This is a genomic window from Thiomonas sp. DCM-2, assembly GCF_056820905.1.
Genome location: NZ_CM165962.1, coordinates 2,560,527 through 2,586,886 on the forward strand (window position 1 = coordinate 2,560,527; position 26,360 = coordinate 2,586,886).

Here is a 26,360-nt window from a genome sequence, read left to right on the forward strand (position 1 = left end):
CTCCCGCTGCGTACCGGCTTGCCGCCCAGTCCCGGAGGCGCCCTGCGGCACAGGCGAGCCGATCCAACCATCCCTGGCGAAAAATCAACCGGCGTCCGCTGCCTTGTGCGGCGGCATCCACACTACACGTTCACAATCCCATGGAGTCCAAGATGTCCCACAACTTGCGTTTGTCCACCACGGCGCGCCTGCTCGGCGCCGCTGCCAGCCTCGCGGTGCTCGGCGCCACTTTCAGCCCACTCGCCTCAGCCGCCAGCACCCTGCCCCAGAAGTACAAGGAACAAGGCCATCTGACCATCGCCACCGACGCCACCTACGCGCCGATGGAATTCATCGCCAAGGACGGCAAGACCATCGAAGGTGCCGATGTCGACCTGGGCAAGGCCATCGCCAAGGAACTCGGCGTGAAGGCGGACTTCGTCAACGCCAGTTTCGACAGCATCATCCCCGCGCTGCAGTCGGGCAAGTACGACATGAGCATGTCCTCGTTCACCATCACCAAGAAACGCGAGGAAGTGGTCGATTTCGTCAGCTACATGACCGCCGGCACGTCGTTCTATGTCAAGGCCCAGGGCGGCCCGAAGGTGGTGGGTCTGGCCAATCTGTGCGGCATGACCGTGGCCGTCGAGAAAGGCACCACGCAGGCCGATGACGCCGCCAAGCAGAGCAAGGAATGCGTTGCTGCCGGCAAGAAGGCGGTGACCGTCTCGGTGTTCCCCGACCAGAACGGCGCGAACCTGGCCATCGCCAGCGGCCGCGCACAGGTGGGCATGGCCGACTCGCCAGTGGCCGCCTGGATCGTGGAAAAATCGCACGGCCAGTTCAAGCTGACCGGCGATGCCTACAACTCCGCGCCCTACGGCATCGCCATGCCGAAGAACAGCGGCCTGGCCGAGCCCGTGCTGGCTGCGCTCAAAAAGGTGATCGCCAGCGGCGAATACGCCAAGATCCTGCACAAGTGGGGCATCACCCAGGGCGCCATCAAGGACCCGGCAATCAACGGCGCCACGCAGTAAGGCCATGACGCGGCCGACTTCTCGGTCGGCCGCGCAGACCAAAGAAGTCAAGACAACACGATGCGACCCGACGACATCAAGGCCATTCCTGCACGACACCCCGGCCGCTGGATTGCGGCCGCCGCGGTGTTCGTGCTGATTCTGGCGATGGCTTACTCCTTCACCACCAACCCGCGCTTCGAATGGTCTGTGGTCGGCGAGTATTTCTTTTCCGCACGTGTGCTGCGCGGACTGTGGCTGACCCTGGAACTCACAGTCATTTCCATGCTCATCGGCGTGGCGCTGGGCGTGCTGCTGGCGGTGATGCGGCTCTCACTCAACCCGCTGGTCTCGGGTGCGAGTCGGTTCTATATCTGGCTGTTTCGCGGCACGCCGGTCCTGGTGCAGATTCTGTTCTGGTTCAATATCACCGCGCTCTACCCCAATATCGGCTTCGGCTCCTGGAGCTTCGACGCCAACAATCTGATCACCCCGTTCATTGCCGCCATTCTGGCGCTCGGACTCAACGAGGGGGCCTACATGGCCGAGATCGTCCGTGCCGGCATTCTGTCGGTGGACGAAGGTCAGAGCGAGGCCGGCGCCGCGCTGGGCCTGTCGCGGCTGCAGATCATGCGCCGTGTGGTGCTGCCGCAGGCGATGCGGGTGATCGTGCCGCCGACCGGCAACGAAACCATTTCCATGCTCAAGACCACTTCGCTGGTCAGTGTGATCGCGGTCAGCGATCTGCTGTATTCGGTGCAGCTGATCTACGCGGTGAACTACCGCACCATTCCGCTGCTGCTGGTGGCCAGCATCTGGTACCTGCTGGTGACCACTGTGCTGTCCATCGGCCAGTTCTACATCGAGCGGCATTTCGGCCGCAGCGCCACCCGCAACGCGTCCCTGACGCCTCTGCAGCAGTTGCGCGCAGCGCTCGCGCGACGGGGGGCGGCACGGTGAGTGACATCATGGTCAAGGCCGAGGGCGTGCACAAGCGCTTCGGCAATCTCGAGGTGCTCAAGGGCATTTCGCTCGACGTGCGACGCGGCGAAGTGGTCTGCCTGCTGGGCGCTTCGGGCTCGGGCAAATCCACCTTCCTGCGCTGCATCAACCACCTGGAAAAGATCGACGCGGGCCGCCTGACGGTCGATGGCGAGCTGGTGGGCTACCGGCAAGTGGGCAACCGCCTGCATGAGTTGCACGACCGCGACATCTGCCGCCACCGCGCCGAAGTCGGCATGGTGTTTCAGCGCTTCAATCTGTTTGCGCACATGACGGCGCTGCAGAACATCATCGAAGCGCCCGTGCATGTGCTTGGGCAGCCCAGGGCGCAGGCGCTGCAACGCGCACATGAATTGCTTGCCCGCGTCGGCCTGGCCGATCGGGGCGATGCGTATCCCAACCAGCTCTCCGGAGGTCAGCAGCAGCGCATCGCCATTGCCCGCGCACTGGCCATGAGTCCGAAGCTGATGCTGTTCGACGAGCCAACCTCGGCGCTCGACCCTGAGCTGGTCGGCGAAGTGCTCGAAGTGATGAAGTCGCTCGCCCGCGACGGCATGACCATGGTCGTGGTCACCCACGAAATGGGCTTCGCCCGCGAAGTGGCCGACCGCGTGGTGATGATGCACGAAGGCCGCATCATCGAATCCGCCCCGCCCGAGCAGTTTTTCACCCACCCGCAGCACGAGCGCACGCGGCAATTTCTGTCGAAGATTCTGTAACTCGCCTCCGCTCAGAGCCGCTTCTGCCAGAACTGCGCCCGGCCGAAAGCCGGGTCCAGGGCGTAGGTTTCGAAACCGAAGCGTCGGTAGCTGGCAATGGCGGCGGCATTGCCGTCGAGCACTTCCAGCGTGAGCTTGCCGCAGCCACGCGCGCGCGCCACCTCTTCGACCCGCTGCAACAGTTGGCGCGACAGGCCCTGTCCGCGGTAGGCGGGCTCGACATACACGTCATGGACGTTCACCAGTGGCCGCGCCATGAAGGTGGAGAAGCCCTCGAAGCAGTTGATCAGCGCGACGGGCGTGGCGTCGTCCAGCGCGAGCACGCCAAAGTAATCGGGCCGCGCACGCAGGCGCTCCACGAGAACGGCCTTGACCTCGGGCGCGAGATCTTCGCCGCCGCCCATCGGATCGCGGGCGTAGCGGGAGGTCAGTTCCAGCACCGCAAGGGCGTGGTCCGGACGGGACAGATCGACATCAACCAGGGCAATCACGTGACACGTCTCCAATGCAAACGGGGCGCCTTGATGACGCCCCGAGTTGCCGGAAATGGTAGCGCGCGCCGAAGGTCGCTTACTTCTTGATGTCGCCGCAGGCCACGTATTTCTTCAGGTCTTGCGCGCTTTCATGCACGTTGATGGCCATGGGCTCCTTGAACAGATCGTCCATGCTCACCTCTGGCAGCTTGGTGACCGACTTGCCGTCCACCACGTTGTTCAGCGGATATTTGGGCACTGGGTTCAGATTGGCGCAGGTGCCTGGATGAATGTGGTCGGGCTGGGCAACGCCCTTGGGGCCACCCTTGATATGGACGATGACCTCGACGCCCTTGCCCATCGGCTTGATCAGGGCATAGCCAGTTTCGCCAGAGTTGTTCTGGGCGGCCAGTTCGACCTTGACCTCGTGGTGCATGGTGGACGCGAAGGCCGGCGCGGCGGCAAAACCCAGAAGGGCCAGTGAGAGTGCAAGTTTGTGCATGGTGAACTCCAGGGAAAAGAACCTCGAACAGGGAAAACACTGCGCGCTCTGCGGCGCTCAAGTGTGCACGAAGCTTAATGAGCGCGACATCTCCTTGCTGCCTGCTTGGTCTTGCAGGGTGCAGTCAGAGTGTTTTGCGCCAGCGTGCCCCCCGTTACCATCGCGGCATGGCTCTTCAACTGTTCGGAATTCCGGTTTCCCGCGGCATGGCCATCGGGCGTGCCGTCATTCTTGCCTCGGCCCGGCTGGACGTGGCGCACTACTTCGTCGATCCGGGCACGGAAGAGGCGGAAATCGAGCGTCTGCGCGCCGCGCGCCGGGCCGTGCGCGCCGAGCTCGACACGCTCAAGGCCGAGCTTCCACCCGACGCCCCCGCCGAAATGGCCGCGTTCATCGACGTGCACAAGATGCTGCTCGATGACCGGCAGATGGCGCAGGACACCATCACCTGGATCCGCCAGCGCCGCTACAACGCCGAATGGGCACTCACCGCGCAACTCGACGTGATTTCGCGCAGTTTCGACGAAATGGACGACGAGTACCTGCGCGAACGCATTGCCGACGTGGAGCAGGTGGTCGAGCGGGTGCTGCGCGCCCTGCGCGGCAGCGCCGGGCTGGCCCGCTCGGCCAGCGGCAACGGCGATCTGGTGCTCATCGCCCACGACATCGCCCCGGCGGACATGCTGCAGTTCAAGACCGGGGTGTTCAAGGGCTTTGTCACCGATGTGGGCGGCAAGACCTCGCATACCGCCATCGTCGCCCGCAGTCTGGATATTCCGGCCGTGGTGGGCGCGCGCTCGGCCGGTGGCCTGATCCGCCAGGACGATCTGGTCATCATCGACGGCGACAGCGGCCTGCTCATCGTCGATCCGTCTCCGGTCATCCTCGAGGACTACCGCCTGCGCCAGCAGGAATCGCAGCTCGCGCGCGAGCGGCTCAAGCGTCTGAAGTTCACCCCCGCGCGCACCCTCAACGCCGAGCCGGTGGAGCTGCTGGCCAATATCGAACAGCCCGAAGACTGCGCCCCGGCGCTGGAAGCCGGTGCTGCGGGCGTGGGGCTGTTCCGCACCGAATTCCTGTTCATGAACCGCGGCAGCAACCTGCCGGGCGAGGACGAGCAGTACGAGGCCTATCGCCGCGTGCTGCTGGCCATGCAGGGCAAGCCGGTCACCATTCGCACCATCGACATCGGCTCGGACAAGCCGCTGGATGCCGAAGACTACCGCGACGGCGAATTCACCCATCTCAACCCCGCACTCGGCCTGCGCGCCATCCGCTACAGCCTGTCCGATCCGGCGATGTTCCGCATCCAGCTGCGCGCCCTGCTGCGCGCCGCCACGCTGGGGCCACTCAAGGTGCTCATTCCCATGGTGGCGCACGCCAGCGAAATCCGCCAGACCTTTGCCGAACTCGACAAGTCGCGCGCCGAACTCGCCGCTGCAGGCGTGGCCTATGGCCCGGTGGAAGTGGGCGCCATGATCGAGGTGCCCGGCGCTGCGCTGGCGCTGCCGCTGTTCCTGCGACATTTCGACTTTCTGTCGGTCGGCACCAACGATCTGGTGCAGTACACCCTGGCCATCGACCGCGCAGATGAAAGCGTCTCCAACCTCTACGACCCGATGCATCCCGCCGTGCTCAATCTGCTGGCGCAGATCATTGCGCAAACCCGCGCCGCCGCCGCGTGGAAAGGCCGTCCGGTGGACATCAGTGTGTGCGGAGAAATGGCGGGCGACCCGGCGCTGACCCGGCTGCTGCTGGGCATGGGGCTGCGCAGCTTTTCCATGCACCCGGCCCAGATCCTGTCGGTCAAGCAGGAGGTGTTGCGTGCCGATACCGACAAGCTCGCTCCGCTGGTACAGAACGTGCTGCAGGCCTACGAGCCCGAGGAACAGCAGGCCGCGCTCGCTGCGCTGGGCTGAACCGCACAAGCCGCTTCAGGTGCCTCCATGCCCTGCGTGCTGCGCCGTCTTGCCTGCTGCCTGAGCAGCGCCGCTCTGCTGGCGCAACCGGTCTGGGCGCAAACCTCGGACACCGGGGACACGCGCGACCCCGGCTACGCCAGCACTCTGCCCACCCTGGGCGACCCGGCGCAGGGCAGTTTCAGTTCCGCGCAGGAAAAGCGTCTGGGCGAGATCATCATGCGCGAAATGCGCGCGGAGCCCGCCTATCTGCACGACAGTCTGCTGCGCGACTATCTGCAGGCCATCGTCGACCGCCTCACCCCTGCGGCGCGGCGCACGGCAGAAATGGAGGCGCCGCGCCGGTTCCGGGTGTTCCTGCTGCGCGACCGCAGCTTCAATGCCTTTGCCCTGCCCGGCGGCTGGATCGGGGTGCATACCGGCATGGTGATCGACGCGCAGTCGCACGATCAGGTAGCTGCCGTGTTCGCGCACGAGATGTCGCACATCACCCAGCGCCACATTGCCCAGCGGCTGGCGCAGGCGGGCAAGGACCGGCTGCTGAGCATCGGCTCGCTCATCCTCGCCATCGTGGCTGCCAGCGCGGGGCAGGATCAGGCCGCGCAGGGCCTGGCCATGGGCGGACAGGCCGCGGCCATCGACAATGCGCTGCGCTTTTCGCGCAGCAACGAACGCGACGCCGACCGCACCGGCACCGAGGTGCTGTCAGACTCCGGCTATCCGCCGCAAGCCATGGCCAGCATGCTGCTGCGGCTGCAAAACCTCTCCCGGCTGGACGATTCCGACGTGTTTGCCTTTCTGCAGACGCATCCCTTGACCAGCGAACGCATTGCCGATGCCGAGGCCCGCGGCGGCAACAAGCCTCTGCCGCCCGACCATGATCTGATGTTCTGGCTGATGAACGCCCGCGCCCGCGCCCTCACCCCGCAATCACACGACGCCCTGCTGCGCGCAGAAAGGCAGTTCGGCGCGGATCGGATCGCCTTTCCGGCGCAGCAGGCCGCCTGGGCTTACGGACAGGCCGTGGTGCTGCAGCGACTCAAGCGCTTCGATGCAGCCTCTGCAGCCCTTGCCCGCGCGCAAGCCGCCGCCGCAAACCTGCCCGCTGCCGAGCGGCTGCCGCTGGATTTGTTGCAGACCGAACTGCTGCTCGACACCCAACCCACCAAGGCGCTGGAGCCGGCGCGTGCGCTGCACAGACAATTCCCGCAATCCACGGCCGCGCTGCACCTGCTGTCGCGCTGCCTGCTGGCGCAGCCCGACAAGACCCCGGCGCGCGATTTTCTGCGCCAGCAGACCGTGGCGCACCCGGATGACATCACCCTGTGGCAAGACCTCGCCCGCGCCGACGCCGCCACGGGCGCGTTTGCCGCGCAGCATCGTGCCACGGCCGAGGCCTATGCCCTGGAGGGAAAGACCGAGGCCGCCATCGAACAGTTGCGCATCGCGCAGCGCACACCGGGCGCGGATTATTTCGAAGCCTCCATCATCGACGCCCGGCTGCGCACCCTGGAACAGGAACATGCGCAACACAAGCTGATCGACAAGACTCTGCCCCAGTAGCGCGGCAACAATCGGTCACCGCGTGGCCTGACACTGCACGGATAATGCGCGGCATGCCGCTGAACGCTCCCGTCTCCCGCCCCACCCAGCCCGCACCGACTGGCGCCTCCCTCTCTCAACAACTCGCGCTCGGCCTGCTGGGCCTGGCGATCTCGCTGCCGCTGATCTGGCCCTTCGATCCGGGCGTGGTCGCCAAAATGGGCACCACCCTGGTTGCCGCCACCCTCTGGGCCGTGGTGTTTTTCGCTGCCGTCTGGAGCGGGCTGGCACCACGGTTCGGGCTGGCCGCGCTGGGGTTCGCCGTAGCCGCCACGGTGGTCGCGCTGCAGACCGTCAGCGGACAACTGGCCTACGCCAGCCAAGGGGCCATCACTGTGGCGGTGCTGCTGAGCGCGGCGCTGGTGGCCGGTCTGGGCAATGCGGCGGCGCGGCGCCAGGCCACAACCGCAGGCGATGCGGAGCACCCCTGGCTGGACGTGGCCGCCGCCGGGCTGCTGTTGCAGGGACTCATCCAAGTGGCCTTCGGCCTGGTGCAGTTTGCCCTGTGGCAAATCCCGGCGCTGGCCACCTGGCTGGCGGCGCACCTGCCGCTGTATTCCGACCTCATCAGCTATCCGTCCACCGGACGGGTGTTCGGCAATCTGCGCCAGCCCAATCACTACGCCACCGCCGTGGCCCTCGGCCTGGCGGGGCTGGCCTGGTGGGCGCCACGCCTGCGCCCACGCACGGTGTGGGCTGCGGTCATCGGCATGAGCTGGGCATTGGTGGTGTGTGGCTCGCGCACCGGCATGGTGCAGGCGGTCGTGGCGTCGGCACTGGTGCTGATCGCAGTGCGCGGCGCCTGGCGCAGTCCGCGCTGGGCGGCGCTGGTTGCGGTGCCGGTGCTGTACGCGCTGTGGTGGCTGGCGCTGCGCGAGGCCGACCACCTGGGCTGGATCAGCTTTCTCGACGCCGTCACCCGTCAGATCGACCAGCCGGTCAACGCCCGGGCGCTGATCTGGCGCAACGCCTGGCAGGTGTTCGAACATCTGCCCTGGTTCGGCGCCGGCTGGGGGCAACTCGGCTGGGGACTGCAACATGCCGCCATCCACCATGCGCTGCATCCGTTGCCGCTGGACAACATCGACAACGCGCACGATCTCATCCTGCAATTGCTCGCCGAAACCGGCCTGGTGGGCACGGTGCCGGTCATCGCTGTGGCGCTTGCCTGGCTGTGGCGCTCCGCCCGCGCGTGGGTCCAATGCGGCCGCGCTGCGCCCGACGCCCCCACCCCCTTGCCCCTGACCGCCTGGATGGGTGTGGCGTTTCTGGGCCTGCACAGTCTGGTCGAGTATCCCCTGTGGTATCTGTATTTCCTCTGGGTCTTCGCCTTTCTCGCCGGGTGGATGGACGGGTTCGGCGGCAAGGATGCCAGCAAGGCGGGCGCAGCCCTGGGCGATGTCGCACTCCCCCGCTCTGCCGCGCTGACTGTCGCCGTGCTGGCGGTCGCGCTCGTGGCCAAGGCCGGCTATGACTACAGCATCACCAACGACGCCTACTCGGCCGACCGGACGCAGTCAGCCCAGGCCATCCGGCAGGCGCAGCGCAGCGATCTGTTTTTCCGTCCGCTGATCGGCTTTGCCCAGGCCAGCGCCATTCAGGTGCGCGCCAGCGACACCCGCGCCGAACTGCTGCGCGAACAAGCGGCAGTCGACCGGGTGAGCCACGCCTATGGCGACCCGAACCTGCTGATCCGCCGCATTCTGCTGCTCAGTCGGCTCGGCCACGCGGCGCAGGCACTGGCCCTGGCACGCTACACCGCCAGTTCGTTCTGGCTCTATGCACCTGGCCTTGCAACGCAATTTCCGGTGCAGGCGGCACAGGCAGGCCTGTCGCCCAAGCAGACGGCACCCTTGCTGCTGGCCTTGCAGAATGCCCCCGTGCTGCGTCGCGTCGCGGTTCCCGTCAACCGCTGAGCCCGGCCCGAGCACCCGAACCCTTTGCGTGTTTGTCACAACACGTCAAACGCTGCTTGCCCGGTCAGTTTGATGCGGCGCAAAATGTCGAAAACCCCTTTGCCATGACGACCCTCCATCGCGATCCATCCCTGTTTGCCCAGCCCGCGCTCCGCGAGGGCATGCGGGACATGCGCGCTGTCTCGCTGGGCATCGCCGCGTGGGGTCTGGTCACGGGCGTGGCCATGGTCAAGTCGGGTCTGAGTGTGCAACTGGCGCTGGCGATCAGCCTGTTCGTGTTTGCGGGCAGCGCGCAACTGGCCGCCTTGCCCCTCATTGCAGCAGGCGCGCCGCTCTGGCTGATTCTGGGCACGGCGTTTTGCGTCAACCTGCGGTTTGTGGTCTTCAGCGCGCAGATGCGGCCGTATTTCGAGCACCTGCCGCGTTTGCGCCGCCTGGTCTACGGCTACCTGATCGGCGATCTGAGCCAGGTCTTGATGATCCGTCGTCACCCGCATCCCACCGGCGATCCGCAACAAACCCATTACTTTCTCGGCGTGTCGCTGGCCAACTGGGTCGCATGGCAGATTCCGTCCATCCTCGGCATTCTGATGGCGCAGCACATTCCCGGCGCGTGGGGACTGGCGTTCGCGGGCACGCTGGCGCTGCTGGGCATTGTGCTGTCGCTGCTGGCCGATCGCACCATTGCGGCGGTCATCGTCGTGGCCTCGGCGTTGAGCGCGCTGCTGTTCTGGCTGCCCCTGCGGCTCAATCTGGTTGCGGCCATCGCTGGCGCGCTGATGGTGGGCATGGCCTGGGACGCGTGGAGTCAGCGCCAGCTTGCGTCCAGCGGTGGCCTGCTGAACGGCTCCAAACCCTGAAGCCGGTTGCGCCATGACCCTGCTGCAGCAAATCGCCCTGGTCGCCGGCATGACGGTCGTCACCGTGCTGAGCCGGAACATGTTTCTGCTCTCCCGCAAACCCATGCCCTTGCCGGCACGGGTGAAAATCGCCCTGCGCTTTGCCCCTGCCGCCGCGCTGGCTGCAGTCGTGGCGCCCGAGTTGCTGCTGCTCACGCCGCTGGGCCCGCCGTGGGTGAAGCTGGGCGCGGCCTTCGTTGCCGCAGGCTATTTTTTTGCGCGGCGTGGCATTCTGGGCACCATTCTCAGCGGCATGGTGGCGTACTGGGCCTTGTCGTGGATCAGCCGCACCTGGGCCTGAGAGATCGTCAGAGCCGGTCTGGCGCCGAGGTGCTGCTGAGAAGCTGATTGCAGAGCGCCCAGCGGTTTTTGCCGTCGTTCTTGGCCGCGTACATGGCGTCGTCTGCCCTTTGCAGCAGGTCAAAGCTGCTGCGGGCATGCGTGGGCACTGCGGCAACGCCAATGCTGGCCGTCACCCGCAGACCGGAAAGCAGGTCGTAGCCTGCCGCGGCACTCACTTCAACCAGCTTGGCAGCGAGTGCCTGGGCAGCGGACAAATCGGCCACGGCGCTGAGCACCACGAATTCGTCGCCGCCCAGGCGGCCGATGGCATCGTCGCGGCGCAGCACGTCCTGAATGGCATGCGCCACCTGGATCAGCAAGCGGTCGCCACGCACATGGCCGAGCCGGTCATTGATCTGCTTGAAGCCGTCGAGATCGATGAAGTAGAGCGCCAGCATGTCGCCGCGTGTGCGGCGCGACAGCGCGGTGTCCAGCCGCTCCATGATGGCGCGGCGGCTGAGCACACCGGTGAGGGCGTCGCGCTCGGCGTGGTGCAGCAGGCGGGCGTGGGTGTCGACCTGGTGGGTCACATCGCGCACGAAGGTCAGCAAGGAGACCACGCGCCCTTCTTCGTCGCGCAGCGCAGACAGCGTCCACTCCACCCAGATGCGGCGCCGGTCCTTGCGGATGTACTGCGCCTGCTCCACCCAGTTGTCGATCTCGCCACGCAGCAGACGCGCATAGATTGCCATGGTGCGCGCGCGCTCCTCTTCGGGAACCCCCATGGCCAGGCGATGCGTGCCCAGACGCTCTGCCTCGGTGTAACCCAGAATGGCCTCGGCGGAGCGCGACCAGCGGGTGATGATCAGCTCGGCATTGCTCTCGATCACGCCCCAAGGCAGGTTGTCCAGTGCCTGCTCGAGCAGCCAGTTCGAGCGTCTGAGCGACATCGCGTTGGTGATGTCGTCATGCACATCGTGCGCGATGGTATAGATCGCATCGATTCGTCCGTCCTGTCCGCGCTCTGGAAACACCTGAATGCGCGCCCAGCGCGGTGGATCGAGATGGCGCAGCAGCCGCAGATAGTCGGCCTGCTGTCCCTGGAACCCGCGCTCGAAAGCGGGGCGGGCCGCCGTCCAGGCATCTTCGCCGTACAGTTCCTTCAGGCTCTTGCCAAGCAACGCCTGTGGAGTGCGACGCGCCCAGGTGACATAGGGCGGGTTGAAGAAGGTCAGCCGCCCCTCGGCATCCCACCGGCCGATGGGCAGATCCACCGCTTCCAGCAGGCTTCTGACCTCTGGAACCGCCGCCAGTCCGGGCAACAGGGCGTCTTCCGGCGCAGTGGTCGGGAGAGGCTGTTGTCGAGACGACGCATGCATGGCGCTGTGGAATGTGAGCAAGAAGATCTGGCAGGACTGCGCGGGGTCAATCGGTTTTGCGCGATTTTGGCGGTTTGCACAGAACCGTCAATGGCACGTTCTACACTACGCCCCGTTCGGTGTGATTGATTTCACATTCTCGCTTGAACGCGTTCCGTTGCCCATCCTCACACACCCCCTACTCATGTCCCGCGCCACAAAAATCGTCGCCACCATCGGCCCAGCCAGTTCCTCGCCCGACATCCTTGAACGCATGCTCATTGCCGGCGTCGATGTCGTGCGACTCAATTTTTCTCACGGCAAGGCGCAAGACCACATCGACCGCGCCCAGCTCATCCGCGAAACCGCCAACCGCCTGGGCAAGGCGGTGGCCATCATGGCCGATCTGCAGGGGCCGAAAATCCGCGTCGGCCGGTTCAAGGACGGCAAGGTCATGCTGCAGCCGGGCCAGAAGTTCATCCTCGACGCCACCTGCGAGATGGGCGACGACACGCGCTGCGGCCTCGATTACAAGGATTTGCCGCGCGATGTGCATCCGGGCGATCGCCTGCTGCTCAATGACGGTCTGATCGTGCTGACGGTTGAAAACGTCAGCGGCGCCGAAATTCACACGGTCGTCACCATCGGCGGCGAACTGTCGAACAACAAGGGCATCAACAAGCAGGGCGGCGGGCTGTCGGCGCCTGCACTCACGGCAAAGGACATGGAAGACATCCGCACCGCGATGGCGTTCCAGGCCGACTATCTGGCCGTGTCCTTCCCCAAGAACGCCACCGACATGGAACTCGCCCGACAGCTTGCCAATGTGGCGGGCGAGCCGTTCGGGCACAAGCCGGCGCTGATCGCCAAGATCGAACGCGTCGAGGCCATTCCGGCACTGCCGGAAATCCTGCGTGCGTCCGACGGCATCATGGTGGCGCGTGGCGATCTGGCCGTGGAAGTGGGTAACGCCGCCGTGCCCGCGCTGCAAAAGCGCATGATCCGCATGGCGCGTGAAATGGACCGGGTGGTCATCACCGCCACGCAGATGATGGAGTCGATGATCAATAACGCCGTGCCCACCCGGGCCGAGGTGTCCGACGTGGCCAACGCCGTGCTCGATGGCACCGATGCCGTCATGCTCTCGGCCGAAACCGCCGCGGGCAAGTATCCGGTGGAGACGGTCGAGGCCATGGCCAGCATCTGCGAGGCGGCGGAAACCTATGAGGAGGTCAAGCTCGAACACGACTTCGTCAACAAGCAGTTCACCCGCATCGACCAGTCGATTGCCATGGCTGCGCTGTTCACTGCGCATCACCTGGGCTGCAAGGCCATCGCCGCACTGACCGAATCGGGCTCGACCGCGCTGTGGATGAGCCGCCACCGGGTCAATGTCCCGATCTACGCCCTGTCGCGCAGCGAAACCTCGGTGCGCCGCATGGCGCTGTACCGCAATGTGCGTCCCATGCTGATGAATTTCAGCACCACAGACCGAGACACCCTGCTCAACCAGGCCGAAGCCCGGCTGATCGAGAAAAACGCCGTCGCCTCGGGCGACAGCTACGCCATCACCTGCGGCGAGCCCATCGGCGCAGCAGGCGGCACCAATATGCTCAAGGTGATGCGCGTGCCGCGCTGACTCGCGCTGCACAGGCGCTCGCGCCCCGCCCTGAGCGCACCGAATCGAGTAGGGGACGGGGTCACCCCCGTCGCCCTCTCACACCACCGGACGTGCGGTTCCGCATCCGGCGGTTCATTGAACACACTGGAGTCGTCGCGTCGTATCAAGCAGCGACACCAGACCTAATCGATCAAAGAAGGACTTCGGGAAGGCCTGGTTCATGTGGCTTGCGCCACTGTTCCACCACGGCCCGCGTTGGTTGAACGCCGAGCGAAATGCCCGCTCTTCCGTTAGCCCCGCCTTCATCAAGTTCCTGGCGCGAGTGTAGGGGCGTTTCCACTGCCGCCACAGGATGCAGCGCAGCTTGCGCCTGATCCAGCCATCCCGCTCTTCCAGCGCCCGCTTGGTTTCGGTCAGCTTGAAATACGCCGCCCAGCCGCGCAGGATCGGGTTGAGTTCGTGGATGACCGTCGTCAGGTTGCGCCCCCGCGCGCCTTTGAGTACTGCGCGGATTTTGTCGTCCAGCCGGCTCAGGCTGGTCGGCGCGATCCGCAGCTTCGGGGCTTTGTGCCACGTCAGGCTGTAGCCCAGAAACTGCCTCTTCCACGGTTCGGCCACCGCGCTCTTGGCCACATGGACCTTGAGCTTGAGCGTGTCCGCCAGAAACCGGGTGATGCTCGCCATGACCCGCTCCCCCGCCGCCTTGCTTTTGACGTAGATGTTGCAGTCGTCTGCATAGCGGCAGAAGGCATGGCCCCGGCGTTGCAGTTCCTTGTCCAGTTCCGTCAGCAGGATGTTCGATCGCAGTGGACTCAAGGGCCCGCCTTGCGGCGTGCCTTCCGTCCGCGGGGAGACGATCCCCTGTGCCATCATGCCCGCTTCGAGATACCGGCGGATGAGGCGCAGTACCCGACCATCACTGATCTTCGTCGAGAGTTTCTGCATCAGCAGGTCGTGATGGACCCGGTCGAAGAATTTCTCCAGGTCGATGTCGACCACGACCCGGCGGCCTGCGGCCACGTATTGCTGCGCTGCCTTGACCGCCTGATGGGCGTTCTTCCCCGCTCGGAAGCCGTCGCTGTGCGCCGGGAAGTCCGCCTCGAAGATCGGCGAGAGGACTTGATGCAACGCTTGCTGGATCAGCCGATCCGTCAGCGTCGGTATGCCGAGTGTCCTGACCCCGCCTTGCGGCTTGGGGATGTCCACCCGGCGCACTGGTGAGGGCACGTATTCCCCCGCCAGAAGCTTGGCCTTGATCGTCGGCCAGTGTTGCTTGAGGTGTGCTTTGAACTCATTGCCGCCGATGCCATCGACACCGGCCGCCCCTTTGTTCTTGAGCACCCGATCATAGGCGAGCATCAGGTTGCCGCGTTCGACCACGGCTTCCATCAGCCCGCTTGCCCGCGCCCACTCCGCTTTCGTCCGCCTGCGGGTCGTCACGTCAGCCTCGGCACCGTGCAAGGCCCCCTCGGAGTTCCGCCCCGGTTGTGCTTCGCCGGCATTCACTTGCTGTGAGTCTTCTGCCTTCATTGACTGCCCATGTGTTCCCGCCGCCTATTCGCGGTCTTCCATGTTCGGCCCTTCGGCTTGCGCCTACTATGGCCTCTGCTGACTTCTGCACAGGCCTCCCGCCACCTCACGATGGCGGTAGCACAAAGGTCGCCCTCGGCACCTGTGCAGATCTCCCCGGGTATGACGCACCCACCTTGTGCCGCCTCGCTTCGCTCGTGACGGCATCCCGCTGCGCGGGACCGCCCTTCGGGCGTCCTTCGCCTTCGGCTTGTCACGCTTATGCCTGTCGGATCTACGTCACGGCGTTCCGTGCAAGTTTCGGGCTTTACAGATATTGGCCTGCTCACCCCGCCGTGCCGCCTCGTATCCGCGCCCCTGTAGTCAGGCCAGCGCTTTGCCTTCGGCTTCCTCCAGATTTCCAGTCGCCCAGAACACCCTTGCCGTTCGGCTAACTCTTCCCCTTGCCGGGCGAGTAGAGGACTTTCACCTCCAAGTGAGTGCGCCCTGCCGGGCGCACCAAAAACGACGCCCGCGACTGCGGGCGTTTGATCTTGGGTGATCAGAACGTCAGATCTGCAGGAATTGCAGTTGAACCCCGGTGAGATTGATCACGTCTCCAGAACGCAAGACCACCGGCATGAGGCCCAGAGACACGCCATTGACCTGGGCGCGCTTTTCTCCCTCCACCTGCACCAGTTCGTAGCCACGCGGCTTGTGCACCACGCTCACCACCAGAATGCCGCGCTGACCGAAGGTCGTCTGCTCCTTGCTGAGCATGATTTCGCGTCCGGCTGCATCGCCACTGAGCACCTTGATCTTGTAGCTGCGGTCCGCGTCGGCGGCGCGGGTGCGTGAATCGGTGAAGCCGGAATTTCCGAAGCGGGAATTTCCAAATCCGGTCTGCGCGCCAAAACGCGATGGGCCAAACGTGGTTTGCCGAGTGTCGGACAGCAGGCGCAGGCTGTATTTGCCGATATCGACCGTATCGCCCTCACGGAAGGGGCTGGACTTGATGGGTGCGCCGTTGAGGTAGGTGCCATTGGTGCTGCCCAGATCCTGAATGGTGTAGCTCTCGACATCGGTGCCGGTGTCGCGCAACAGGACGGCGTGCTCGCCGCTGACGGCCAGATTGTCGATGACCACATCGTTGTACGGACGCCGCCCCAGTGTGGTGCGGTCCTTGCTGAGGACGACCTCTTTCAAAACCTTGCCATCCAGGGTAATCACGAGTTTGGCCACGATTTGGAATCCGTTCGAGTCAACAGTCAGATCAAGGAAGTGCGAGGCGCATCAATTGGGCGTACGGGCCGTCACGAGAATGACAGAAACGTTGTCGCGCCCCCCAGCGGCATTTGCATCCTCCACCAGTTGCCGCGCGGCAGCAGCGGGATGTCCGGTGTACTGACACAGCACGGCTTCGATTTTGGCATCAGACAACATATCGTTCAAGCCATCGGAACACAGAAGCAACACGTCCCCCGCCATCATGGGATGCATGGCGACATCCGGTTCGAGCTGGGCATCGACGCCCAGAGCGCGGGTGACCAGGTTCTTGCCACCGATCCTTTCCGCGTCCTCTGGCAGGATCAGGCCCATGTCGATCTGCTCCTGCAGGGCCGAGTGATCGTGCGTGAGCAGGCGCAGCTGGTTTTGCCGCAGCAGATACACACGCGAGTCTCCCGCATGGGCAACGACCGCCACATTGCCGGTCAACGCCACCACCACCAGCGTGGCGCCCATCCCGGAGAACTGCGGATTGCCACGCGCAGCGCGCAGGATGTCGGCGTTGACATGTCGGATGGCGTGTCGCAACTCGGTGGACAGGTCGAGCGCGGTCACCTTGGGGTAGTCGGCCTTGAGACGGGCAATGCGGGCACAGATCTGCGCCGTGGCCATCCCACTGGCCACCTCGCCAGCGGCGTACCCCCCCATGCCGTCGGCCAGTACCGCGACCTGCGCCAGTGCATCGAACGCGACCGCATCTTCATTGTGCTCACGCACCCGGCCCGGATGGGTCAGGCTGAGCATCTCGTATTGCAGGGCAATTGTCGAATCCGGTGGCTTGGTCATGATGGCGCTCATGTGGCTGAAACCGGCGTCCGGCGATAGATCAGCTTCGCGGCAATCCAGACCACGACTGCGCCCACGAGTCCGGCGATCTTTTCGGCATATTGCGCCAGCGGAAGGTTCTCCACCCACTGCTCGGCGATCGGGTCCGTCACGATCAGGCCACCGGCGATCCAGCCCAACAACATCGCCCCCAGGGTGATGATCACCGGGAAACGCTGCATCAGATGAATGACCAACTGGCTGCCCCAGACGATGATGGGCACCGACAGCAGCAAACCGAACGCCACCAGCAGCATGGAGTGCTGCTCGCCCGCATTCTGTGCCGCGCCTGCAATGGCGATGACATTGTCCAGACTCATCACAAAGTCGGCGATGATCACCGTCTTGACCGCCGCCCAGAGCTTGTCTGCGGCCTGCACGTCGCCGTGGCCCTCTTCATCCTGCGGCGCCAGCAGCTTGATGCCGATCCAGAACAGGAGCAAGGCACCAACGATCTTGAGAAAGGGCAACCTCAGCAGGGTCAGCGCGAAAAAGATGAGAACAATGCGCAGGCCGATGGCGCCCGCCGTGCCCCACAAGATGCCGAGTTTGCGTTGATGGGGAGGGAGCTTGCGCGTGGCCAGCGCAATGACCACCGCATTGTCTCCGCCCAGAAGAATGTCGATCAGGACAATCTGACCGAGTGCCGTCAAGAACTCGACGGTGAGATAGTGTTCCATGCCGATGGCTGCCCCGGAAGCTCTGAATGCGGTCCCATCGGGACTGGTGCCGCATCATACCTTTTGTAACCGGGAGCGGCCCGGGGCGCTTGCCCGATCAGCGCAGAACCTGCTTGAGCAGCTTGCCCATTTCTGAGGGGTTGCGGGTGACGGTGAAACCGCAGTCCTCCATCACCGCCAGCTTGGCCTCGGCGGTGTCGGCCCCACCGGAAATCAGCGCGCCGGCGTGGCCCATGCGCTTGCCCGGGGGCGCGGTGACACCGGCGATGAACCCCACCACCGGCTTTTTCATGTGCGCCTTGCACCACAGCGCGGCCTCTGCCTCGTCAGAGCCGCCGATCTCGCCGATCATGATGACGGCATCGGTCTCGGGATCGTCATTGAAGGCCTGCATGATGTCGATGTGCTTGAGGCCGTTGATCGGGTCGCCACCAATGCCGACCGCGCTGCTCTGCCCGAGCCCCAGCTCGGTGACCTGCGCCACGGCCTCATAGGTCAGCGTGCCCGAGCGCGAGACGATGCCGATGCGACCCTTGCGGTGAATGTGGCCCGGCATGATGCCGATCTTGATTTCGTCGGGCGTGATCAGCCCCGGGCAGTTCGGACCGAGCAGCAGGGTTCTTTTTCCACCAGCGGCCTCCTTGGCCTTCATGCGGTTGCGCACCAGCAGCATGTCCTTGACCGGAATGCCCTCGGTGATGCAGACCACCAGGTCCAGGTCGGCCTCCACAGCTTCCCAGATGGCGGCGGCAGCACCGGCCGGCGGCACATAGATGACGGACACGGTGGCGCCGGTCTGCGCCTTGGCCTGTGCCACAGTGCCGAAGATGGGAATGCCCTCGAAATCTTCGCCCGCCTTCTTCGGGTTGACCCCGGCGACGAAGCAGTTCTTGCCATTGGCATAGTCGCGGCACATGCGGGTGTGGAATTGCCCCGTCTTGCCGGTGATGCCCTGGGTGATGACTTTGGTGTCTTTGTTGATCAGGATGGCCATGGTGTCCTCTTTAAGCAGTGGGAGCGCGGCTCAGGCCTGCGCGGCATGGACGGCGGCCTGCGCGGCCTCGCCCATGGTGTTGGCGCTGATGATGGGCAGGCCGGACTCGGCCAGCATCTTGCGGCCGATCTCCTCGTTGGTGCCCTTCATGCGCACCACCAGCGGCACGTTCAGACCCACGATGCGGCTGGCCGCGATCACCCCTTCGGCAATGGTGTCGCAGCGCATGATGCCGCCGAAAATGTTGACCAGAATCGCTCTCACATGCGGGTTGTGCAGCATGATCTTGAACGCTTCGGTGACCTTCTCGGTGGTCGCACCGCCGCCCACGTCGAGAAAGTTTGCGGGCGATCCGCCGAACAGCTTGATGGTGTCCATGGTCGCCATCGCCAGCCCGGCGCCGTTGACCAGGCAACCGATGTTGCCGTCGAGCTGGATGTAGGCCAGGTCGTACTTGTGCGCCTCGACCTCGGCGGGGTCTTCCTCGTCCAGATCGCGCAGCGCCTCGATTTCCGGGTGGCGAAACAGCGCGTTGTCGTCGATGTTGAACTTGGCATCCAGCGCCTTGATGCCGCCGTTGCCTTCCAGGATCAGCGGGTTGATCTCCACCAGCGACGCGTCAGTGTCCATGTAGCACTGGTAGAGCTGCTTGAACACGGCAACCGCCTGCGGCTGCGAGCCCGGCGGGATGCCGATGCCCGCGGCCAGCTCCTGCGCCTGCGCGTCCTGCAGCCCGACCAGCGGATCGACGAACACCTTGCGGATCTTGTCCGGCGTCTTCGCCGCGACCTCCTCGATGTCCATGCCGCCTTCGCTCGACGCCATGACCGCGACCTTCTGCGTGGCGCGGTCGGTGAGCACCGCAACGTAATACTCCTTGCGGATGTCCGCCCCTTCCTCGATCAAGAGGCGGCGCACTTTCTGCCCTTGCGGCCCGGTCTGGTGCGTGACCAGTTGCATGCCCAGAATCTGCCCGGCGAACTGCCGCACCTCGTCGAGCGAACGCGCGAGCTTGACGCCCCCGCCCTTGCCGCGGCCGCCGGCGTGGATTTGCGCCTTGACCACCCACACCGGCCCGCCCAGCTCCTGCGCCACGGCGACCGCCTCGTCCACGGAAAACGCCGGCCTGCCGCGCGGCACCGGCACCCCGTGTTCACGCAGCAATTGTTTGGCTTGGTATTCGTGAATTTTCATGATGTCTCGTCCTCGATGTGGGGTGTCGGCATTTTGCCTTCAACGCGTTGCGGCACAGCAGGCTGCGCCCAACGGGGATAGAACTCGGCAACCGCCGGGCCATCGAGCCGCAAGGCATGGCAGCGGTTGAGCTGAAACGGCATGTGCGAGGGACGCTCTGCATCAGCCACCGGCAGGGCAATCGTCGCCAGACCGGCCAGGCCCTGAATCGCCGCAGTGGGCAGGACTTGCGTCAATTCGGTCAGATGCGTGCAGCCGAGCACGCCGCCCAGGCGCTCGCGCACCGCCGCGCGGAAACCCCGCAGCAGATTGAGCCCGACGAGCTTTTTGTAGGCATCGTCATGGTCGTCGCAGGTGGCGTAGGGGCTGAACAAGGTATGCGAACGCGCCTCGGTGATGTTCAGCGCGTTGTCGATGGTGACGACCAGCAGCATGTCATGCACCGGAATGCCAGCAGGCCGGTTGCGCTCGGACAGGGTGATGTCGCGGGTTTTCACATCCCGCAACTCGGCCTGCAAATCCCACAGACCATCTTCGCGTGCATAGCACTCGACGCTGATGCTGCGGCGATGGACAAGTCGACGGACGGGCGCAGTGGAGTCGGCTGGGGTGTTGCGCATGGGAATTTGTTTTTTGATGAAGCGCAAGATTCAGTTTAACAGCCTGCTGCGCCGCAGCAAGTCAGTTCGGCGCAGAGGCCTCACCTGTACCGTCTTCATCCGCACCAGCACCGCGCAGTACGGCGCGCACCGTCTCGCTGCTGAATCCGCGCTGTGTGAGAAAGCGCGCCTGTCTGGCCCGCTCGGCCGCGTCCTGAGGAAGAGCCTGGAATTTGCGCGCCCAAACGGCCTGCGCACGCGCCAGTTCGCTCGCTTTCAAAGCCTGCAGCGACGCTGCCGTGACTTCGGCCGCCAGTCCGTGGGTACCAAGCTCCTGCGCAATGCGCAAATTGCCATAGCGCTGCTGGCGCCGATGCATCAGGGACTGGGCAAAACGCTCGCCGCTGAGCAGATTGGCGCGCTCCAGATCGTCGAGCAGGGCATCGATCACGTGCGGCTCGTCGCAGTGGCGCGACAGCTTGCGCTGCAGCTCAAGGCGGCTGTGCTCGCGCTGCGCCAGATAACGCACGGCACGCGCACGCAGGGAAGGTTGGGGACGCTGCATGGACGGCATGGAACAAGGCCGTGCGAACCTCCCCAAAAGGTCCTTACTCCTGCTCGTCTTCCGCGGCGTGCACGGCGGCCATGGCCTCATTGGCCTCGGGCACACCGAGGTTGGCGCGGATCTTGTTTTCGATTTCGCGGGCGATATCGGGATTGGCCTTGAGGAACTCGCGGGCGTTGTCCTTGCCCTGGCCGATTTTCTCGCCGTTGTAGGCATACCAGGAACCCGATTTTTCGACCAGTTTGGCCAGCACGCCCAGGTCGACGATCTCGCCTTCACGCGAAACCCCTTCGCCATACAGGATGTCGAATTCCGCCTGCTTGAACGGCGGCGCCACCTTGTTCTTCACGACCTTGACGCGGGTTTCCGAACCGATGACCTCCTCGCCCTTTTTGATCGAGCCGACGCGGCGGATATCCAGCCGCACCGAGGAATAGAACTTGAGCGCATTGCCGCCGGTCGTGGTTTCGGGGTTGCCGAACATCACGCCAATCTTCATGCGGATCTGGTTGATGAAAATGACCAGACAGTTGGTGCGCTTGATGTTGGCGGTGAGCTTGCGCAGCGCCTGGCTCATCAACCGCGCCTGCAAGCCCGGCAGCGAGTCGCCCATCTCGCCCTCGATCTCGGCCTTGGGCGTGAGCGCGGCAACCGAGTCGACCACGATCATGTCCACCGAGCCCGAGCGCACCAGCGCATCGACGATTTCCAGCGCCTGCTCGCCGGTATCGGGCTGCGAAATCAGCAGATCGGGCAGGTTGACGCCCAGCTTGGCGGCATACTGCACGTCCAGCGCGTGTTCGGCGTCGATGAAGGCGCAGGTGCCGCCGAGCTTCTGCATTTCCGCGATGACCTGCAGGGTGAGTGTGGTCTTGCCCGACGATTCCGGACCGTAGATCTCGACCACCCGGCCGCGTGGCAGACCGCCAACGCCCAGCGCAATATCCAGACCGAGCGAACCTGTGGAGACCACCTGGATGTCGCGCTGCGCCTCGGCGTCGTCCATGCGCATGATGGTGCCCTTGCCGAACTGCTTTTCGATCTGCGACAGCGCGGCGGCGAGCGCCTTGGCTTTTTCTGGATTCACTGCGGTTTTCCCCTGTTCCATGGCATGGTCCTCAAGTCTGAATGACACTGCTGTGCAATGTAGCACAGCTGTATATAAAGACAGACCGCGTTTTTGATTCGGATCGAGTAGGGGACGGGGTCACCCCCGTCGCCCTCTCACACCACCGGACGTGCGGTTCCGCATCCGGCGGTTCATTGAACACACTGGAGTCGTCGCGTCGTGTCGAGCAGCGACACCAGACCCAATCGATCAAAGAAAGCCTTCGGGAACGCCTGGTTCATGTGGCTTGCGCCACCGTTCCACCACGGCCCACGTTGGTTGAACGCCGAGCGAAATGCCCGCTCTTCCGTTAGCCCCGCCTTCATCAAGTTCCTGGCGCGTGTGTAGGGGCGTTTCCACTGCCGCCACAGGATGCAGCGCAGCTTGCGCCTGATCCAGCCATCCCGCTCTTCCAGCGCCCGCTTGGTTTCGGTCAGCTTGAAATACGCCGCCCAGCCGCGCAGGATCGGGTTGAGTTCGTGGATGACCGTCGTCAGGTTGCGCCCCCGCGCGCCTTTGAGTACTGCGCGGATTTTGTCGTCCAGCCGGCTCAGGCTGGTCGGCGCGATCCGCAGCTTCGGGGCTTTGTGCCACGTCAGGCTGTAGCCCAGAAACTGCCTCTTCCACGGTTCGGCCACCGCGCTCTTGGCCACATGGACCTTGAGCTTGAGCGTGTCCGCCAGAAACCGGGTGATGCTCGCCATGACCCGCTCCCCCGCCGCCTTGCTTTTGACGTAGATGTTGCAGTCGTCTGCATAGCGGCAGAAGGCATGGCCCCGGCGTTCCAGTTCCTGGTCCAGTTCCGTCAGCAGGATGTTGGATAGCAGCGGACTCAAGGGCCCGCCTTGCGGCGTGCCTTCCGTCCGCGGGGAGACGATCCCCTGTGCCATCATGCCCGCTTCGAGATACCGGCGGATGAGGCGCAGTACCCGACCATCACTGATCTTCGTCGAGAGTTTCTGCATCAGCAGGTCGTGATGGACCCGGTCGAAGAATTTCTCCAGGTCGATGTCGACCACGACCCGGCGGCCTGCGGCCACGTATTGCTGCGCTGCCTTGACCGCCTGATGGGCGTTCTTCCCCGCTCGGAAGCCGTCGCTGTGCGCCGGGAAGTCCGCCTCGAAGATCGGCGAGAGGACTTGATGCAACGCTTGCTGGATCAGCCGATCCGTCAGCGTCGGTATGCCGAGTGTCCTGACCCCGCCTTGCGGCTTGGGGATGTCCACCCGGCGCACTGGTGAGGGCACGTATTCCCCCGCCAGAAGCTTGGCCTTGATCGTCGGCCAGTGTTGCTTGAGGTGTGCTTTGAACTCATTGCCGCCGATGCCATCGACACCGGCCGCCCCTTTGTTCTTGAGCACCCGATCATAGGCGAGCATCAGGTTGCCGCGTTCGACCACGGCTTCCATCAGCCCGCTTGCCCGCGCCCACTCCGCTTTCGTCCGCCTGCGGGTCGTCACGTCAGCCTCGGCACCGTGCAAGGCCCCCTCGGAGTTCCGCCCCGGTTGTGCTTCGCCGGCATTCACTTGCTGTGAGTCTTCTGCCTTCATTGACTGCCCATGTGTTCCCGCCGCCTATTCGCGGTCTTCCATGTTCGGCCCTTCGGCTTGCGCCTACTATGGCCTCTGCTGACTTCTGCACAGGCCTCCCGCCACCTCACGATGGCGGTAGCACAAAGGTCGCCCTCGGCACCTGTGCAGATCTCCCCGGGTATGACGCACCCACCTTGTGCCGCCTCGCTTCGCTCGTGACGGCATCCCGCTGCGCGGGACCGCCCTTCGGGCGTCCTTCGCCTTCGGCTTGTCACGCTTATGCCTGTCGGATCTACGTCACGGCGTTCCGTGCAAGTTTCGGGCTTTACAGATATTGGCCTGCTCACCCCGCCGTGCCGCCTCGTATCCGCGCCCCTGTAGTCAGGCCAGCGCTTTGCCTTCGGCTTCCTCCAGATTTCCAGTCGCCCAGAACACCCTTGCCGTTCGGCTAACTCTTCCCCTTGCCGGGCGAGTAGAGGACTTTCACCTCCAAGTGAGTGCGCCCTGCCGGGCGCACCAAGAAAAAGAGGGAGCCGTGGCTCCCTCGTTCTGGCAGCAGTCCTGCTTAAAAACTATAGCCGACTGCCAGGGTATAGATCACTGGATTGAACTTGATCGTGGTCTTGGCCTGGCTGGTGATGATCGACCGGTCAGGCGTGTACGAGGTGGAGGTGAGGTCGCTGCGCACATCGGCGTAGGCGATGGTGCCGACCAGCGACCAGCGCGAGTTGAAGCGATAGATCATGCCCACATGCGCCGCTAACGCCCAGTCGCTCGACAGGTGGATGTCGACTTCCGGAGTTCGGAGAGCTCCCTTGAGAGGCTGCAGAGCCGTGTTATTGCGGAACCAAGTGTAGTTCAGCCCCAGACCGACGAAGGGATCCCAGGTCGCTTCCTTGCCGCGGATGTGGTAGTTGATGAACGCGGTGGGCGAATACACATCGACGTCGGTGACCCCGGCGCGGGCGACACTTTGCCAGCCACTGCCCTCGGCATAGGTGCGCACCCGCGGCGGGTAGCCCAGCGCCAGTTCGAAACTCCACGGCCCGGGCAGATTGCGCACATAGCCCAAGCCCAGGGTGGTGGCATTGCCCACCGCAAGGTTGAGGTTGGGCGGGGTGTTGTAGCCGCTCAGGTTGGGCATGCTGGAATGGTTGTTGAGGTAGGCAGCGCCGATATAGACGATATTTTTTGGAAAGTCGTCGGCATGCGCTGCCGGAAGCAGGGCCAGGTTGCCCAGGGCGAGCGCGCTGGCAAGCACGGTGCGGTGCAGGTGCGTCATAGTCATCACGTATCTCCTGGGAATCTTATTGCGAAATCCAGCCAAAACCCTTCATGGACTGCAGGGTGGTACTGGCAATGATCTGATAACCCGCGGGGGTTGGATGGACCGTATCGGCAAACAGCCAGGTGCCGAGGTTGGCCGTGGTCGCACCGGCTGCGGCATAGGGCGTGTTCACATTGCAAAGCAGCGAACTGGTCGTCGCCGGGTTGCACCACGGGGTGGTGACGTTGGTGAGGCCGAACTGCGCCGGGTTGGCGATTTCCTGATTGAGCAAGCTGTAGCCATCGAGCACCTTGACCGGCTGGCCTTGCAAATCGTTGAGCAGACGCTGGTTGAACACCTGCACCAGATTCGACAGCAGATAGCAAGGCGTCGAGGTCGACGTGTTGTCGCACACATAGCCTGCGGGCGGAGCCTGCGGGGGCGTTGCTCCGGTGTACGGCAGGCCACGACCGAACGGTGTCTGCGAAGAATCCGGCAAGGTGTAGACCATCACATACTTCGCACCCTTGCTGGTGATCAGGTTGATTTGTGCCGACAGGTCGTCTGCTGCCTTCGCCACGGTCGCCTGTGCAACGGCGACCGCCTGCGAAGTCGCATCATGCTGCGCAGACGCCTGAATGGCCGCAATTTGCGCCTGCGTCAGATTGGGATTCTGCTGCAGGGCGCTTGTGACGGCCTGCGTGACAGCCTGCGTGACGCTTGCGCTCACGGTGCCCAAGGCTGTGAAAATGTCGTTATTCCCGGCCAGCACGGTCACCAGTTGATTGCTGTTGAAACTGCCGCCGAACTGTGCCAGGTAATTCTGGACTTGCGTCGTGACTGGCAGCGTCAGCGCACCACCGCTGTGTCCGATACCGTTGGAATTGCTCACCATCGAGCCGCCCTGGGCGAAGTTGGTGCAGTTGGCCAGACCGGATGCGGGCGGCGCGCTGAAGGCGCAGAACGCCGGTGTCGTGGTCGGGCCGGTCGCGCTCAGATACTGCACCCCTGACGGCGTGCCATAACCGATCAGATTGGGCGTCAGGCCGATGTTCAGGCTCTTGGCCAGCACGTTCGTCCAGTTGCCCGTGGGCGCGCCGTTGACCGTGAATTGACCGCCGGCTGGGTAAGGCAGTCCCTTGAAACTCGTGGTGGAGCCATAGACGCTAACGGCCGCCAGAGTGTAGGCCCCATCATCCGACAAGCTGTCGCCAAACGCCACGACCTGCTTGAACCCACCGCTGGGCGGCGTGTTCGGCGCCGTGCTGGCCGCATTCACACTGGCAACGGTGGCGAGCGTGGGCGGTGTGGGGTTGCCACCTCCACCGCCGCAACCTGCCAGACCCAGGGCACTGGCCAAGGCCAGCGCAATCCAGACGCGATTCCGCATGAACATCTCCTCAAACATTGTTGTATGCCTGCTGACCTGCAGGCGGGCGGGTCAAAAAAGAACGACCGTTCGCTTCAGCATAGCCGAGGGAAAATGGCGTCGCAAGGGTGGTTTTCTGCATT

Annotated in this window: 24 protein-coding genes; 9 read left to right on the plus strand and 15 right to left on the minus strand. The window is 64.4% G+C overall.

Annotation, left to right across the window (positions count from 1 at the left end; genetic code table 11):
- Positions 1-152: 152 nt before the first annotated feature.
- From AC1ZQA_RS12405 to AC1ZQA_RS12415, 3 genes are read left to right on the plus strand one after another with little or no spacing between them, the layout of a single operon-like run.
- A complete protein-coding gene (locus AC1ZQA_RS12405; protein ID WP_482677167.1) occupies positions 153-1,016 on the plus strand; it encodes an ABC transporter substrate-binding protein in 864 nt (287 codons plus the stop codon).
- Between the two features lie 60 nt (positions 1,017-1,076).
- Entirely contained in the window at positions 1,077-1,955 is an 879-nt protein-coding gene (locus tag AC1ZQA_RS12410; protein ID WP_482677168.1) for an amino acid ABC transporter permease, read from the plus strand.
- Positions 1,952-2,716 carry an amino acid ABC transporter ATP-binding protein gene (locus AC1ZQA_RS12415; RefSeq protein WP_482677169.1) on the plus strand — a complete coding sequence of 255 codons (765 nt, stop codon included), beginning with the start codon at positions 1,952-1,954 and terminating at the stop codon, positions 2,714-2,716. The genes AC1ZQA_RS12410 and AC1ZQA_RS12415 overlap by 4 nt, the downstream gene beginning before the upstream one ends.
- A gap of 11 nt (positions 2,717-2,727) precedes the next feature.
- Here AC1ZQA_RS12415 and AC1ZQA_RS12420 read toward each other — a convergent pair whose 3' ends face one another.
- Together AC1ZQA_RS12420 and AC1ZQA_RS12425 are read right to left on the minus strand one after the other, a co-directional pair.
- Complete coding sequence (locus AC1ZQA_RS12420; RefSeq protein WP_482677170.1) at positions 2,728-3,207, minus strand: GNAT family N-acetyltransferase; 480 nt, start codon at positions 3,205-3,207, stop codon at positions 2,728-2,730.
- A gap of 79 nt (positions 3,208-3,286) precedes the next feature.
- On the minus strand, positions 3,287-3,691 hold the full coding sequence (locus tag AC1ZQA_RS12425; RefSeq protein ID WP_482677171.1) for a hypothetical protein: 405 nt from the start codon (positions 3,689-3,691) through the stop codon (positions 3,287-3,289).
- A 167-nt stretch (positions 3,692-3,858) separates the two neighbouring features.
- On the opposite strand from AC1ZQA_RS12425, the gene ptsP reads away from it, so the two are divergent.
- From ptsP to AC1ZQA_RS12450, 5 genes are all read left to right on the plus strand, one after another.
- The gene (gene ptsP / locus AC1ZQA_RS12430; RefSeq protein WP_482677172.1) at positions 3,859-5,610 is read left to right on the plus strand and encodes a phosphoenolpyruvate--protein phosphotransferase; all 1,752 of its coding nucleotides are present in this window, start codon (positions 3,859-3,861) and stop codon (positions 5,608-5,610) included.
- Between the two features lie 27 nt (positions 5,611-5,637).
- Positions 5,638-7,173: a M48 family metalloprotease gene (locus AC1ZQA_RS12435; RefSeq protein WP_482677173.1), complete on the plus strand. Its 1,536-nt coding sequence runs from the start codon at positions 5,638-5,640 to the stop codon at positions 7,171-7,173.
- Positions 7,174-7,226: 53 nt separating this feature from the next.
- Positions 7,227-9,128, plus strand: coding sequence for an O-antigen ligase family protein (locus AC1ZQA_RS12440; protein WP_482677174.1), 1,902 nt, complete (start codon positions 7,227-7,229; stop codon positions 9,126-9,128).
- A 104-nt stretch (positions 9,129-9,232) separates the two neighbouring features.
- Entirely contained in the window at positions 9,233-9,988 is a 756-nt protein-coding gene (locus tag AC1ZQA_RS12445; protein WP_482677175.1) for an AzlC family ABC transporter permease, read from the plus strand.
- Positions 9,989-10,001: 13 nt separating this feature from the next.
- Positions 10,002-10,328, plus strand: a complete 327-nt coding sequence (locus AC1ZQA_RS12450; RefSeq protein ID WP_482677176.1) for an AzlD domain-containing protein — start codon at positions 10,002-10,004, stop codon at positions 10,326-10,328.
- Between the two features lie 7 nt (positions 10,329-10,335).
- Here AC1ZQA_RS12450 and AC1ZQA_RS12455 read toward each other — a convergent pair whose 3' ends face one another.
- On the minus strand, positions 10,336-11,688 hold the full coding sequence (locus AC1ZQA_RS12455) for a sensor domain-containing diguanylate cyclase (protein WP_482677177.1): 1,353 nt from the start codon (positions 11,686-11,688) through the stop codon (positions 10,336-10,338).
- 184 nt (positions 11,689-11,872) lie between these two features.
- On the opposite strand from AC1ZQA_RS12455, the gene pyk reads away from it, so the two are divergent.
- Positions 11,873-13,306, plus strand: coding sequence for a pyruvate kinase (pyk, locus tag AC1ZQA_RS12460; protein WP_482677178.1), 1,434 nt, complete (start codon positions 11,873-11,875; stop codon positions 13,304-13,306).
- Between the two features lie 114 nt (positions 13,307-13,420).
- On the opposite strand, the gene ltrA (AC1ZQA_RS12465) is transcribed toward pyk, so the two are convergent.
- The 12 genes from ltrA (AC1ZQA_RS12465) to AC1ZQA_RS12520 all read right to left on the minus strand — a co-directional run bounded on the left by ltrA (AC1ZQA_RS12465) (position 13,421) and on the right by AC1ZQA_RS12520 (position 26,238).
- Positions 13,421-14,818: a group II intron reverse transcriptase/maturase gene (gene ltrA, locus AC1ZQA_RS12465; RefSeq protein ID WP_482677179.1), complete on the minus strand. Its 1,398-nt coding sequence runs from the start codon at positions 14,816-14,818 to the stop codon at positions 13,421-13,423.
- A 549-nt stretch (positions 14,819-15,367) separates the two neighbouring features.
- Positions 15,368-16,039, minus strand: coding sequence for an FHA domain-containing protein (locus AC1ZQA_RS12470; protein ID WP_482677180.1), 672 nt, complete (start codon positions 16,037-16,039; stop codon positions 15,368-15,370).
- Positions 16,040-16,090: 51 nt separating this feature from the next.
- Positions 16,091-16,870, minus strand: a complete 780-nt coding sequence (locus AC1ZQA_RS12475) for a PP2C family protein-serine/threonine phosphatase (RefSeq protein WP_482677181.1) — start codon at positions 16,868-16,870, stop codon at positions 16,091-16,093.
- A gap of 8 nt (positions 16,871-16,878) precedes the next feature.
- Positions 16,879-17,589: a TerC family protein gene (locus AC1ZQA_RS12480; protein WP_482677182.1), complete on the minus strand. Its 711-nt coding sequence runs from the start codon at positions 17,587-17,589 to the stop codon at positions 16,879-16,881.
- Positions 17,590-17,686: 97 nt separating this feature from the next.
- Complete coding sequence (sucD, locus tag AC1ZQA_RS12485; protein WP_482677183.1) at positions 17,687-18,583, minus strand: succinate--CoA ligase subunit alpha; 897 nt, start codon at positions 18,581-18,583, stop codon at positions 17,687-17,689.
- A gap of 30 nt (positions 18,584-18,613) precedes the next feature.
- Positions 18,614-19,777: an ADP-forming succinate--CoA ligase subunit beta gene (gene sucC, locus AC1ZQA_RS12490; RefSeq protein ID WP_482677184.1), complete on the minus strand. Its 1,164-nt coding sequence runs from the start codon at positions 19,775-19,777 to the stop codon at positions 18,614-18,616.
- Entirely contained in the window at positions 19,774-20,397 is a 624-nt protein-coding gene (locus AC1ZQA_RS12495) for a DUF2889 domain-containing protein (RefSeq protein WP_482677185.1), read from the minus strand. The genes sucC and AC1ZQA_RS12495 overlap by 4 nt, the downstream gene beginning before the upstream one ends.
- Positions 20,398-20,458: 61 nt before the next feature.
- Positions 20,459-20,941, minus strand: coding sequence for a recombination regulator RecX (gene recX / locus AC1ZQA_RS12500; protein ID WP_482677186.1), 483 nt, complete (start codon positions 20,939-20,941; stop codon positions 20,459-20,461).
- A 43-nt stretch (positions 20,942-20,984) separates the two neighbouring features.
- Complete coding sequence (gene recA / locus AC1ZQA_RS12505) at positions 20,985-22,049, minus strand: recombinase RecA (RefSeq protein WP_482677187.1); 1,065 nt, start codon at positions 22,047-22,049, stop codon at positions 20,985-20,987.
- Positions 22,050-22,201: 152 nt separating this feature from the next.
- Complete coding sequence (gene ltrA / locus AC1ZQA_RS12510; protein WP_482677188.1) at positions 22,202-23,599, minus strand: group II intron reverse transcriptase/maturase; 1,398 nt, start codon at positions 23,597-23,599, stop codon at positions 22,202-22,204.
- Between the two features lie 547 nt (positions 23,600-24,146).
- Positions 24,147-24,869 carry an OmpW/AlkL family protein gene (locus tag AC1ZQA_RS12515; RefSeq protein WP_482677189.1) on the minus strand — a complete coding sequence of 241 codons (723 nt, stop codon included), beginning with the start codon at positions 24,867-24,869 and terminating at the stop codon, positions 24,147-24,149.
- Between the two features lie 19 nt (positions 24,870-24,888).
- Positions 24,889-26,238 carry an SGNH/GDSL hydrolase family protein gene (locus tag AC1ZQA_RS12520; RefSeq protein ID WP_482677190.1) on the minus strand — a complete coding sequence of 450 codons (1,350 nt, stop codon included), beginning with the start codon at positions 26,236-26,238 and terminating at the stop codon, positions 24,889-24,891.
- Positions 26,239-26,360: the final 122 nt, after the last annotated feature.